This window comes from Anaerotruncus sp. AF02-27, assembly GCF_003465835.1.
Taxonomy (GTDB): Bacteria; Bacillota; Clostridia; order Oscillospirales; family Ruminococcaceae; genus Anaerotruncus; species Anaerotruncus rubiinfantis.
Genome location: NZ_QSBX01000029.1, coordinates 16,969 through 29,338 on the forward strand (window position 1 = coordinate 16,969; position 12,370 = coordinate 29,338).

Below are 12,370 nucleotides of genomic sequence, written 5' to 3' on the forward strand. Positions count from 1 at the left end.
CCGCCGAAATTCCATACTGAATCAAAGAGGAAGTTATGAACGAGAAAGAAATTGCGGAAATCCGCCGCCGGTTTCGTCCGGACAAAAGCAATATCTCCAGCATCCGCGGCTGTTATGTCAATGAAAAACGGGAAATCGTTTCCGAATTCAGCCAGCCGCTGAGCATCACGCCGCAGGAGGAAGCCGAACAGCTTCTGTCAATCCTCAAGCGGACCCTCTCCGGTACGCTTGGCAAAAATCTGATCGATATTACATTTGATACCCGGCAGGTGGTGGACAGCGCGGAACATAAGCTGCTCATGTCGCTCAAAAATTCGGCGCTCACAGACGACGAAGCTGTCCAGGCGCTGTTTTCCCGCATCATTCAGTCGCTGTCGATCGAAGGCAACTACCTCATCCTTCTGGCATGTGACAAGTATGACGTTCCATACCGCGCAAAAGACGGGGAACAGCAGGAGGACGCCTCCTCGGAGGTGTATACCTACATCCTCTGCAGCATCTGCCCCATCAAAATGACGAAACCCGCCCTGAGCTATTACATCTATGAAAATGCTTTCCACAACTGCAAATCCGACTGGATCGTCGGCGCTCCGGAACTCGGCTTTTTGTTCCCCGCCTTTGATGACCGCAGTTCCAACATCTATAACGCCCTTTACTATTCGCGGGACATCAAGGAAAACCATAAGGAACTCGTTGACGCCGTTTTCAACACCGAAATCCCCATGCCTGCCGCCGAGCAGAAAGAGGCTTTCCAGAACCTTCTGGAAGAGACGCTCGACAGCGACTGCAGTTACGAAATCGTACAGGCGGTCAACGAACAGCTCTGCGGGATGATCGAAGAACACAAGGCCAGCAAAGAACCGGAACCGCTTGTGGTTTCGAAAAAAACGGTCAGGCATGTGCTGGAATCCTGCGGGGTTGCCGAGGAGCGCGTGACCGCGTTCGATGAGAAATACGACGATACCTTCGGCGCAGACACCGATCTCAGCCCGCGCAACATCGTTGACACCAGGCAGTTTGAAGTCCGCACCCCGGATGTGACGATCCATGTGAACCCAGAACGCAGCGACCTGGTCGAGACCCGCATCATCAACGGCGCAAAATACATCCTCATCCGTGCAAACGAGGGTGTAGAAGTGAACGGAATCAATATCAGCATCCTGGAAAAGAATCCGCAATAAGCAAAGAGCCGCTAAAAATTTAGCGGCTCTTTTTTAAAAAGGAAAAACAGCGGGCCGTGGGACGATTTGCAAAGGTTTCCGCGGATAGATACGTCCCGCGGCAGCGGGATCATTCCGCGCAGGCTTTTCCGGGCCGGTCGGGCCAGTTAGCCACACAGACATATTCGAACGGCTCGTCCGCCATATTGCGGGCCCGATGGGTATAGTTGCGCGGCACATAGATCACCTGACCGGGCCTGACCGGATAGGCAGTTCCATTCAGCTCCACGGCGCCCTTCCCCTGGGTGACGAGATAGATCTCTTCTTCATCCGGATGGCAGGCGAGCCCGGACTGTTCCCCTTTTTGCAGGCGGACCACGTTCACCGCCAGCGTTTCGCATTCTTCTTCATGGAAGATCAGGTTTTCACTGTCTGAAAACGCATCCGCAATGTTGCGTACCAGTTCCACAATACAAGCATCCTCTCAGGCCCACCCCACGGAGTGGGCCGTTTGCATTATCTTACCTCTGTTTTCACAGCGGGGTTATCCAAAGATCAGGTTGGGCAGGAACAATACCACCTGCGGGAAGAAGATCAATACCGCAAACTCCAACAGAACCGCAAGGAAAAACGGCACCGATTCTTTGATATATTCTTCCAGCGGGCAGTCCAGGATTCCGCAGACGATATAGCAGGCTGTACCGATCGGCGGGGTCATGATGCCCACAGTGATAATCGTTGCCATCATAACGCCAAAGTGCACCGGATCGATTCCGACCGAGGTGACCATCGGCAGGAAAATCGGCGTCAGCAACAGGGTGTTCACATCGCTGTCCATAAACATGCCCAGCACAAACAGGAACAGCATAATAATGAGCTGCAGCAGGTAGACGTTTGTCGTGATGCCAAGGATGAATTCCGACAGGACCGCCGGCGCCTTGACATAGGTTATGGCATAGGAGAAAATACCGGACATGCAGATGATCAGCATGATTACACCGGTGTCGACACAGGCGTTGCGCAGGCAGACCTTAAAGTTTTTCCAGTGCAGTTCCTTATAGACGAACTTGCCGATGAAGATCGCATAAACCACCGCGAACGCGCCCGCTTCGGAAGGGGTAAACAGTCCGAGCCGTATTCCGACGATCAGGATAATCGGGAAGAAAAGCGCCCAGAGGGATTCCCGGATGGCATGCAGGATTTCTTTGCCCGTCGCGCGCTTGGCATCTGGAATCGGCGGTTCGAAATGCCGCCGCTTGCTGGTGATGGCAACCGTTGTCATCAAGGTCACTGCCATCAGGATGCCCGGTATGATGCCGCCGACCAGCAGCCGGCCAATTGAAACGCCGCCCACAAATCCAAAGATGATCAGCCCCAAACTGGGCGGGATGGTGGCGGTGATCAGCGCGGAAAGGCAGGTGACAGCGGTCGTATACCCTTTGGTGTAGCCCGCTTTAATCATATCCTGACCGATGATGCGCGCCTCCATCGAGGCATCCGCGCAGGCGGAGCCGGAAATGCCGCCCATCAGCGTACTCATCAGGATATTGACCTGCGCGAGCCCGCCGTACATCCTGCGGGTCAGCAGCTTTGCAAGCGAAAGCAGCCGCTTGGTGATGCCGCTGTCGTTCATCAGGTTGCCTGCGAAGATGAAAAAGGGGATTGCCAGGAAGGTGTATGACTGGGTTTGGGCAACCACGCGCTGCACAGTGATCGAAAACGGGATCTCCGGATGGCTCAGGAAGAACCCCACGCCGGAAAGCGCCACGACAAAAGCGATTGGTACATTGAGCAAAAGCAGTATTACAAAAGAAACACCAAGTAACGCCATGTGTCAAGCCCTCCTATTCATAAGCTGGTCTTTCTTCCCGATGAGCACCAGGAAGGCATCCCACGCATCGGCCGCTACCGAAATCAACATCAGTGACGACATCACAGGAAGGCTGATGGTCACCCAGGAATAGCTCAGATGGATTGACTGGAACAGCCGCAGGCGGTTCTCATAACTCAATTTGATTCCGAAGTAGATAAATGAGATTAACAGGACCCCTATGAGCAGGGTCCCCAACAATTTGACCAGCGCCTGCTGGCGGGTTGGAAATCTCCGCGTCAGAATATCAACTCCCAGAACGCTGCCTGAGCGATAGCCAAGATCCGCACCCAAAAGGGCGGTCCACGCCAGCAAAAACTGGGAAATATCGATGGACCATTGCAGCGGATGGTTGATCACCCGGCCAACCGCCGAGAGAAAGACGAGCGCAACAATGGTGCACAGGAAAAACCCGCAGATAGATTCTTCAATCTTACACAGGGTTTTGTAAAACTTTTTCATAGCTCCTCCTCATCAAGGGAAATCGTTCGCTCTGGCAGACCGGGGACGCCGGTTGCGAATGCACCGGCATCCCCGCGGCAGTACCAAATATTACTTCATTTCATCCATCAGGTGGGCGCGCAGTTCTTCATAACCGAACTTTGCATAGAGCGGCTCGGTCCGTTCACGGAACGCGGCCTGATCGACTTCATGCAGGGTCACGCCTTCTTTTTCCATTTCGGCTTCGACGCGGGCTTCTTCCTGCAGGCCGATTTCCTGGTAGTCATGGCCAACGCCGGTGAAGGTGTCGACCATCAGCTTCTGGTATTCAGGGGAGAGAGAATCATAGAACGGGGTACCCACGACCGGTACGCCGATCAGGGTGAAGTGATTGGTCTTGTTGATGACCTTCAGCACTTCATAGTACCGCTGCGCGTAGGTGGAGGTGGACTGGTTCTCGCAGCCGTCCAGCGCCTTCTGTTCCACCGCGGAATAGACTTCCGACTGGGACATCGGGGTTGCGACAGCGCCCATCGCGTTGATGGAATCGGTGGCGATCGCATTCTTCATTGTGCGGACCTTGACACCGGCCAGATCTTCCGGCGTATTGATCTCTTTGTTCAGGACAAAGTGACGCGCGCCGCCATACCAGTTCGCCGCGAGCACTTTGACATTGTGGTTGAGGAACTCCTGATCCCACGCTTTGTAGGTTTCGGTTTCCATGACTTTGTCAAGATAGCTCAGATCCGGGAACAGGTAGGGCATCTGCAGGATGCCGAACTCCGGGATGTAGGCCGCAAGCCTCGCCGGGTCGGTGGGGACCATGACGGACATGCCCTGGGCGGCCTGTTCAACCAGGTCGTCGGTGTCGCCAAGTTCTGAGTTTGGATACACGGTGCAGGCAATGTCGCCATTGGTTTTTTCCTCGAGGATTTCCTTGCATTTGATCATGGCCTGGGTTTCTACGTCAGCTTCCGGCTGGGTGTTGGCCATGCTCAGTTCAAAAGATGCTTTGCCCGCGGGCGCATCGGCCGCGGGTTCGGGTGCAGGCGCCGATGCCGCGGGCGCCTTGGATGCCGCCGGGGCCGCCGAGGATGCAGGGGCGCTGCTGGAACCGCATGCAGCTATGGAGAGCATCATAGCCAGCGCCAGGATTGCACATAGGATCTTTTTCATTTTTCATTTCCTCCTTGTTTATATCGTAATACAGGCCCGTTTGGCCTGTCATTACCGGTCATTGCAGAGCGTGCCGCAGAGCCGACTCGATCTCCTCCAGCACAAGGGGATAGGTCGAAAAGTTTGCCTGGCCATTTATCACAACCGCAACTTCCTGCCCCAGTGCAAGCAGCCGGATGAGATCCGAATGGCCATCCCGTCCGGTGACGCTCACCGAAATACCGCCTTCAGCCGGAAGGTTTGTGTCCGCGGGCAGTTCCCGCAGGATGGGATAAGCGGTCAGCCGGGAAAAGAGTTTCGTCATCTCCATCTGGGAAAAGGTCTTCTCACCGCATTGACCGCGCAGGCCTTCCCCTTCGCCATTCAGGTCAATGCTCAGGCGCAGGCCTGACGCTGTGACGGTGATATTCTGCGTCTCGGCCGCGCTCGCATGGTAGGCGGACGCGGCGAACAGTTCGGTATAGCCTGTTTCAAGGAACTGTACGCTTTGCGCGCCGCAGGAAAGCACCCGGGTGCCGCTCAGGTCGGCGCAGTAATATCTTCCATCCCCGGCCTTTGCAAACCCCACCGAAACGACCTTCCCGTCGTAGATGAGATGCAGCGCCAGCTCCGGCCGGTCGAGCCCGTAGGCCTCCAGCGGGATGTCTTGCGAAACAAACCCGTCCGCCTCGAGCGTCTGCAGCGGCGCGAGAATTTTTTCATCCACGGCACTCCACTCCAGGGTTGCCTCAAACGGGTCGCGCAGCATAAAAAGCGGCACCTGCGCATCGGGCAGCCGGTCGAGCAGATAGGTGCTGTCGGCGCGTTCGACCGCGATTGTTTCGAGGTTCGCGAGGGTATCCCGGTCGAGCCCGGGGAACAGGGTGAAATCGCGGAAATCGTCCATCGAGGCACACAGCCGGTCCGCCAGTTTTTCATCGATCAGATAGATCCCATCCTGTCCTTCCTGCATCAGATAACTGCCGCCCCCCATGGGGCAGCGATCCCCAAGCAAAAAGCGCAGAGTCGTCCCGTCACGCAGAAGGACCGAAAGGGTTGCCGAGGGTGTGTCCAGGCCATATTCCTCCGGGCCCAGCGGCTGGGTGACCCGACGGGCGGGAAGGGAGGAAAAATCCCGCAGAAACCGCATCAGCTTCTGCGCGGAAAAATCCTTGTCGGGAGCATCAAGCAGCGCGGGGACGCCATTTTCCAATGCGATCCCCATAGAGCCATTCCCGTTTTTGAGCGCCATCCCATAAAGCTCCTGCATGGGGATTTCGGCCACATAGACGTTCTCCCGCGCGGGAGCCGTTTTTTCGTCCGCCGGGGCGGCCATGGCCAGCACTGCCGTCAAAATCAGCAGCACCACCGCTGCCGCTGCCATCCCCCAAAGGGAACGCGCCCCGCGGATCACAGGTGCCTCCTGCGCAGGTAGACCACAACGCCGATGCAGACCACGGCAAGCGGCACCACGAGGATCAGAAGCAGCCCCAAAATGCCCACTTGGTAATCAAGAATGCCGATCGCGGAGAGGTTGAGGTTCTTAGCCGGGATATGGAACAGCGGCTCATCCTCTGCAAGCCATCCCGCGGCCTGAATCAGAAGATCCCGGTTGGCCAGGCTGCGCGCGGAAAGCAGGTCGTCCCCATAGACCCCGCTGCTTCCCATACAGAAGATTCGTGCAACCGGGTCGGTTCCATTGTCCCTTTCCGCCGTAACCGCCAGCAGAAACGGGCCTTCCGCGTCGCCTTCCCGCTTTTCCGGGTCGCCGGTCTCAATTTCGGATTTCGCGTAGGATTTGCTGGAGGAGGTGAGCACCGGACGGGTGGCAATACTGCCCATCTGCATGAATTCCTGCGAAAGCGCCCGTGAGGAAGGCGAAACCACGTAATACCTGTTTTTGCTGAAAAATTCTGTGATCGGATGCGCGACATAGGTCGCGGCCACATTAACCGGATCGCTGTACATAAAGAGCTGCGGTTCGCGGACCACCCCATCCGAAACGCTGATCCCCCACTCCCGCAGAAGCTGCGTAAGGTTTGGAAAGGCGGTGGACGCGGGCGGCAGGAATACCATCAGCCTGCCGCCGCCGAGCAGATAATCCCCGATCATCTGCGTCTCGCGATCCTCAAAATCGCGGGTTGGCGCGGCGATGACCAGAAGATCGGTTCGGGAATCGATCCCGGTGATCGCCACGGCGGTGCGCTGGATTTCAAAGTTGTTGCTTTCAAAAATTTCCATGAGCCCGGCGGACGGGCGCTCGTCATGCCCGTCGGTGAACTGCACCAGCCTGGTGTGTCCCGCAGCCACGGCCGAAATTGCCGACGTGAGCACCTGTTCGGCAATGCAGGCATTCACCTGTTGGGTGGAGGGATCGATGTCGTAAAGATCGGTGATGGCGAACACTTTTTTCTGTCCGCCGCCAACGACTGCCACACTGTTGAGACCGATCTCATATCCTTCATCCTTGTAGCCTTGCACCAGCCGCGGGTTGGCATAAGGGTCCGCATACCGCACGGTGACCATGTTGCCCCCGCGCTGGTAGCGGTCAAGGATCTCCCGGATCAGAATTAAAAAATCCGTTCTGTTGTTGAAAACCTGGATGGTCACCGGAGTCTCCAGGTTCCCGATGATCTCCATGGTGGTGTCCGAAAGCGCATAAAGTTTATTTTCCGTAAGATCGAATTTTGCGCCCAAGCGGTCGGTCATCAGCGCGGCGCAGAGATTCGCCAGCACCATGAGCAGGACCGCCAGGGCCATCGAGGCGGCCCAGACGCGCCGCGCGCCGGACTTTTCCGGAGTTTTCTTTTTCATCTTTCCTCACCCGCCATCTTTACGACCATCTCTTTTTCTCCAGCACCTGTACCGTCAGATACTGGAACAGCAAGGTGATGCTCAGATAATAAACCACGCTTGACAGGCTGAAAATTCCCATCGAAAGCTCCCGGAAATGGTTCCGGAAGGAGCAGTACGCCACCAGTGCGCGCAGCCCGTCGCCCTTCACGTAGCCCCCCAGAAAATCGACCAGCCACAGCGACAGGCAGACACAGTAGGTCAGCACCGCGGCGACAATCTGATTTTCGGTCAGGCTCGAAAGGAAAATGCCGATCGCGATAACCGCTGCGGCCGCAAGCACCATCCCAAAGTAGTTTCCAAGGACCGCCAGCGGTTCAAACCGGCCAAAGCAAGCGAGGATTCCCACGTATGAAAGCGTCACGGCAAGCCCGATGCAGAAAAACGCAAGCGACGCAAGCAGCTTTCCCCAGACCACTCCGGAGATTCCCACCGGAGAAGTGAAAAGCAGCTGGTCGGTGCGCAGTTTGCGCTCCTCCGCAAAGGCCCGCATGGTGATGAGCGGGAGCAGGAACATCACCACCATCAGGATTGAAAGAAAAAAGGTACCGATGTCCCCGTTCTGGGAAAAGAGGTTCCCAAGCACAAAATAATAGCCGCAGAAAAACAGGAAAATCGCCAGAAACACATATCCGCTCACCGCGTGAAAATACTGTCTCAGTTCCTTTTGAAATACACTGCTCATGTCTGTGCTCCATCTTCATAACGTCTGTCCTGCGTGAGGACTAAGAATGCTTCCTCCAGACTGCTCTTTACCGGAGCCAGCTGCCGGATCGGGCAGCACAGCCCGGAAAGCGCGTAAAACAGCGGTTCGGTGATATCCGTATCCGGTTCGGCTGTGATCAGGAACGCGGGGTCCCCGTCCTGGTCGGCCTGCCGCGCACAGCCCTTCACGCCCGGGAGCGCTTCAATGGCCCGCATGACAGCCTGTGGGTCCCCCCGTGCGACGCAGTAAAACCTGCCGGGCGGCGTGACCCGTCCGGTGATTTCTTCCGGAGTCCCGTCCGCGACCAGCCTTCCGTTGCTGAGCACCAGCAGTCGGTCGGACACGGCGGTGATCTCCGAAAGGATATGGGATGAGAAGAGCACCGTGTGTTCCTTCCCCAGTTCCCGCACCACTTCACGCATTTCTAGGATCTGTTTGGGGTCAAGCCCGGAGGCGGGTTCATCCAGCACCAGAAGCTGCGGCTTTCCGAGCAGCGCCTGCGCAAGTCCAATCCGCTGTTTATATCCTTTGGAAAGGTTTTTGATGAGTCTGCCGCGCACCCCGGCGACATCCGCCTGTTTGCACGCCGCTTCCACCGCCCGCGCGCGTTCACCGCGCGAAATGCCTTTTAGCCCGCAGGCATAGGAAAGCTGCTCGTCCACCGTGAGATCCTGGTAGAGGGGCGCCACTTCAGGCAAAAAGCCGATCTGCGCTTTTGCACGAGACGGGTCCTGCACGATACTGCGGCCGCCAATCTCCACCGAACCTTCGGTCGGCGCAAGGTAGCCTGTGATGATGTTCATGGTGGTGGATTTTCCCGACCCATTGTGGCCGATGAGCCCGATCACCTCGCCAAAGCCCGCCTGGAAGGAAACCTCCCGGATAGCAGCCCGGTCGCCGTACAGTTTGGTGAGACCCTCCACCTTCAATGCGGGCCCGCTGGCATGCACCGTATTCATAGACGGGAGGCGGAAGCTTCGTCGAGCACGAGATAGAAGTCCGGGTGCTCCTTGAGCAGCGTGGCCGGGATCATCGGGTCGGTCTGTTTGGCGCCAAGCACCCGCGCGACCGCTTCCGCCTTCACTTCGTGCGGCACCGGGGAAACGATGCATTTACAGGACATGATCTGGTTGGGGGTCATAGTGATCGCCACCTTGGGGACCGCGCCGATATCCGCAAACCAGCCTTCACTGACCTGCTGGCGCTTGCAGCGGTCATCGAGCGAGACCACAAAATAGGCCTCCTGGCTCTCAAAGTCCGCCGGCGGGTCGTTGAACGCGATATGGGCGTTCTGCCCAATGCCGATCACACCGATATCCACCGGCTCTTTGCGGATTTCCTCAGTGAGGCGCCGGATATTCTTTTCGGTGTCGTGCGAACCGTCATCCACAAAAACCACCTCTCCGACATTCACAAACGCCAGAAAGCGTTCCTTGAGGTATTTTTTGAAGCTGGCCGGATGGGTCTCATCGAGGTCGATATATTCATCCAGATGGAACATCGTCACTTTGGACCAGTCGACATCCTCCTTGATGAGCGCCTCGAAGGTGGTAAACTGCGACGCGCCTGTGGAAAGTACGATCCGGGCATGGCCGCGCTCCGCGATGGCCGCGTTGAGACGGTCTGCAATCAGCCTCGCAGCGGTTTTTCCCAGCTGCTCAGCGCTTTTCTCAATAATCGTTTCCATAATGTACGACCTCCTTAAATATTTCCTGGGGCTTGCACTCCTTCACAGAACCCCGGATGACCAATTCCGGTTCCATCGACAGGGAAAAACTGCATCCGTCTTTGCGGCTGATGCTGTCGCTCAGCAGCCGCACCGCCATCTGGCCGATTTCGATCGACGGGAGCGAGACGGTGGTGAGCGGCGGGTTCATCACTTTTGCCATCTCAATATTGTCAATGCCGATGATGGACATATCTTTCGGCACCCGCAGGGCCGCTTCGTTGACCAGGTACTGGATCGCGCCGATCGCGGTCATATCATTCACGGCAAGCAGCGCGGTCGGCCGGTCCGGAAGCTGCAGACACATCTGCGCCAGTTTGCGCCCGCTTTCGAATTCAAAGTTTTCATAGGAATCGGTTTCATCCTCCTGCAGGACGATGACATAATCGCCGCGCCACTCCAGCTCGTTATGCAGAATCCCCATCTTATAGCCATGGTAGACCTCTTTGCGGGTAAGCTTGGTAAGCGGCGTGGAAATCAGGGCAATCTTGCGATGGCCCATGTTCACGAGGTAATCCACCGCCATGATGGCGCTTTTGGTCTGGTCCACTGTCACCCGGCTGCATTTTGACACCTTGGAGTTCTGATCCACCAGCACCACCGGAACTCCTTTTTCCGCCAACGCTTCCCAGTAGGACAGATCCTTCATGCTGGTTGAAACGATCAGGCCCCGCACCTTTTTTTGCAGCAGGACTTTCACATATTCTTTTTCCTGTTCGGCATTGCGGGAAGAATAGCAGAAACAGGCGCGCATATTGTCGTTCTGGGCGGCGAGGACGATCCCCTGGGCGATCTGGGAGTACCACGGGTTGACACAGGTTGGAAGGATTACGCCAATCTCGATGGGCGTGGAGCGGGTGATCGCCTTGCGGCTGCGGTGCACATAATTGAAGGCATGCGCACAATCCAGAATCTGAGCCTTGGTCTGCGCGTTGACCGGGTAATCGCTTCCGCTGAGCACCCGAGAAACCGTTGCAACGGAATACCCGGTCTTTTCCGAAATATCATAGATAGAAACATTTCTTTTTTGCTGCTTGCTCATGTTCGTTTTATTTCCTCTTGACGCGCAGTTTCCTCTCTTGTTTCTTAAAAGTATATAATCTTTACATTTCATTTGCAATTGACGGAATTGCAAAAACTTTCATGTGACATTCATGGATAAATGGAATTTTATTGTGCATTTTATCCTATTATTCGTCAAAAAATACCACACTTTTCAATTGTTTCTATCTTTTGTTTCTTTTTTTAAATTTTTCATTTCATAAATACGTTTATTTTTGTTTTCAAGTTTCTAAATTTACTCATCCTCTCACAGAAACGTTTTAAATGTTTCTGTTAATTTCTTTGTTCGTTTATATAATATTTCCGTCTTATTTTCTAAACGCCCCCTGCCGAAGCACTATTGATTTTCAGATTTCCATGTGTTACCGTAAAATCACAAACGAAATAGCAGGAGGAGTTAAAATGTCATTATCTCAGCATTTTGTCAAAGACGGTGTGGATGTTTATGTTTACGACACCTTTGAAAAGATGGGCAAGGCTGCCGCGGATTTTGCCGCACAGATCATCCAAAAGCTCGCCGCCCAACAGGAGGAAATCAACCTCCTTCTGCCAATCGCTTCTTCGCAGTATAGTTTTCTGCCTGCGCTCTGCTCCATGGATCTCCCATGGGAAAAAATCAACTTCTTCCACGTAGATGAATACATCGGTCTCGCCGCCGATGACAAGCGCACTCTGCGCAACGAACTTTTGAACAACTTCATTGGAAAACTGCCTTATCGCGGCGCGTATTTCATGGACGGCCTGGCGAAAGACCCAAAGGCTGAATGCCGGCGCTACGCGGCGCTCCTAAAGGCGCACAAAACCGACCTGTCCGTCCTTGGTTTCGGGGATAACGGCCATCTGGCCTTCAACGAACCCCACTGCGCCAATTTCGACGACCCGGAACCGGTCAAAATCATCGATATAGATCCCGTTTCCAAAAAGCAGCAAATCGCCAGCGGCTACTTCAAGGACGAGGAAGATATGCCTGACCACGCTTTTACCCTGACCCTGCCCACCCTGGTTTCAGCGCGGTATAAAATCTGCGTGGTGCCGTTCCCCAACAAGGCGAAGTCCTCCCATGACGCGCTCTTCGGCCCAATTGGAGAAGTGTGCCCGGCGTCGATCATACGTACGGTTCCCAATGTGACCGCTTTCTTCGATAAGGACAGCGCGGGCCTTTTCCCAGGCTGAATATGCCGGTCGGCATACAGCGGCAAAAAATCCCCGGCAGCGGTTTTGCACCGCTGCCGGGGATTTTGTTGAAAACAGGCGCTTACAGGCCGTCCACGCCGCTCACGATCCTGAGCTCCATCTGCCGGACGGTTTCCAAAAGCGCCCGATTGCGTTCATTCATTTCACCATAGTTTTTCAGACAGTTGAGAACCACACCGCAGGCCTGCGCGAGCCGCAAAGCG

General features: G+C 55.5%; 12 protein-coding genes. 2 read left to right on the forward strand and 10 right to left on the reverse strand.

Going from position 1 to position 12,370, the window contains the following annotated elements:
• The first annotated feature begins 35 nt into the window (after window positions 1-35).
• Window positions 36-1,181, forward strand: a complete 1,146-nt coding sequence (locus tag DWV16_RS15835; protein ID WP_066456190.1) for a DUF4317 domain-containing protein — start codon at window positions 36-38, stop codon at window positions 1,179-1,181.
• 109 nt (window positions 1,182-1,290) lie between these two features.
• Here the strand turns inward: DWV16_RS15835 and DWV16_RS15840 are convergent, their stop codons facing one another.
• The 10 genes from DWV16_RS15840 to DWV16_RS15885 all read right to left on the reverse strand — a co-directional run bounded on the left by DWV16_RS15840 (window position 1,291) and on the right by DWV16_RS15885 (window position 10,953).
• The gene (locus DWV16_RS15840) at window positions 1,291-1,629 is read right to left on the reverse strand and encodes a cupin domain-containing protein (RefSeq protein ID WP_158572941.1); all 339 of its coding nucleotides are present in this window, start codon (window positions 1,627-1,629) and stop codon (window positions 1,291-1,293) included.
• 75 nt (window positions 1,630-1,704) lie between these two features.
• The gene (locus DWV16_RS15845; protein ID WP_066456186.1) at window positions 1,705-2,991 is read right to left on the reverse strand and encodes a TRAP transporter large permease; all 1,287 of its coding nucleotides are present in this window, start codon (window positions 2,989-2,991) and stop codon (window positions 1,705-1,707) included.
• 3 nt (window positions 2,992-2,994) lie between these two features.
• Complete coding sequence (locus DWV16_RS15850) at window positions 2,995-3,492, reverse strand: TRAP transporter small permease (RefSeq protein ID WP_118480215.1); 498 nt, start codon at window positions 3,490-3,492, stop codon at window positions 2,995-2,997.
• 90 nt (window positions 3,493-3,582) lie between these two features.
• On the reverse strand, window positions 3,583-4,647 hold the full coding sequence (locus DWV16_RS15855) for a C4-dicarboxylate TRAP transporter substrate-binding protein (protein ID WP_118480217.1): 1,065 nt from the start codon (window positions 4,645-4,647) through the stop codon (window positions 3,583-3,585).
• 58 nt (window positions 4,648-4,705) lie between these two features.
• Window positions 4,706-6,040, reverse strand: coding sequence for a DUF4340 domain-containing protein (locus DWV16_RS15860; RefSeq protein ID WP_118480219.1), 1,335 nt, complete (start codon window positions 6,038-6,040; stop codon window positions 4,706-4,708).
• Entirely contained in the window at window positions 6,037-7,440 is a 1,404-nt protein-coding gene (locus tag DWV16_RS15865) for a GldG family protein (RefSeq protein WP_118480221.1), read from the reverse strand. Before DWV16_RS15865 ends, DWV16_RS15860 begins: the two co-directional genes overlap by 4 nt.
• A 19-nt stretch (window positions 7,441-7,459) precedes the next feature.
• The gene (locus DWV16_RS15870) at window positions 7,460-8,164 is read right to left on the reverse strand and encodes an ABC transporter permease (protein WP_066456172.1); all 705 of its coding nucleotides are present in this window, start codon (window positions 8,162-8,164) and stop codon (window positions 7,460-7,462) included.
• Window positions 8,161-9,108, reverse strand: a complete 948-nt coding sequence (locus tag DWV16_RS15875; RefSeq protein ID WP_243007348.1) for an ABC transporter ATP-binding protein — start codon at window positions 9,106-9,108, stop codon at window positions 8,161-8,163. The genes DWV16_RS15870 and DWV16_RS15875 overlap by 4 nt, the downstream gene beginning before the upstream one ends.
• A gap of 32 nt (window positions 9,109-9,140) precedes the next feature.
• Entirely contained in the window at window positions 9,141-9,872 is a 732-nt protein-coding gene (locus tag DWV16_RS15880) for a 6-phosphogluconolactonase (protein ID WP_066456166.1), read from the reverse strand.
• On the reverse strand, window positions 9,856-10,953 hold the full coding sequence (locus tag DWV16_RS15885) for a LacI family DNA-binding transcriptional regulator (RefSeq protein WP_066456163.1): 1,098 nt from the start codon (window positions 10,951-10,953) through the stop codon (window positions 9,856-9,858). The genes DWV16_RS15880 and DWV16_RS15885 overlap by 17 nt, the downstream gene beginning before the upstream one ends.
• A 422-nt stretch (window positions 10,954-11,375) precedes the next feature.
• Between DWV16_RS15885 and DWV16_RS15890 the strand changes: the two genes are divergently transcribed.
• Window positions 11,376-12,146 (forward strand): 6-phosphogluconolactonase, encoded by a 771-nt coding sequence (locus DWV16_RS15890; protein ID WP_066456161.1) that lies wholly within the window; start codon window positions 11,376-11,378, stop codon window positions 12,144-12,146.
• Window positions 12,147-12,370: the final 224 nt, after the last annotated feature.

Excerpts from the sequence above, each read along its gene's own strand:
- DWV16_RS15835 (WP_066456190.1), top strand. The coding sequence starts at position 36 with ATGAACGAGAAAGAAATTGCGGAAATCCGCCGCCGGTTTCGTCCGGAC.
- DWV16_RS15845 (WP_066456186.1), bottom strand. The coding sequence starts at position 2,991 with ATGGCGTTACTTGGTGTTTCTTTTGTAATACTGCTTTTGCTCAATGTA.
- DWV16_RS15850 (WP_118480215.1), bottom strand. The coding sequence starts at position 3,492 with ATGAAAAAGTTTTACAAAACCCTGTGTAAGATTGAAGAATCTATCTGC.
- DWV16_RS15855 (WP_118480217.1), bottom strand. The coding sequence starts at position 4,647 with ATGAAAAAGATCCTATGTGCAATCCTGGCGCTGGCTATGATGCTCTCC.
- DWV16_RS15865 (WP_118480221.1), bottom strand. The coding sequence starts at position 7,440 with ATGAAAAAGAAAACTCCGGAAAAGTCCGGCGCGCGGCGCGTCTGGGCC.
- DWV16_RS15870 (WP_066456172.1), bottom strand. The coding sequence starts at position 8,164 with ATGAGCAGTGTATTTCAAAAGGAACTGAGACAGTATTTTCACGCGGTG.
- DWV16_RS15880 (WP_066456166.1), bottom strand. The coding sequence starts at position 9,872 with ATGGAAACGATTATTGAGAAAAGCGCTGAGCAGCTGGGAAAAACCGCT.
- DWV16_RS15885 (WP_066456163.1), bottom strand. The coding sequence starts at position 10,953 with ATGAGCAAGCAGCAAAAAAGAAATGTTTCTATCTATGATATTTCGGAA.
- DWV16_RS15890 (WP_066456161.1), top strand. The coding sequence starts at position 11,376 with ATGTCATTATCTCAGCATTTTGTCAAAGACGGTGTGGATGTTTATGTT.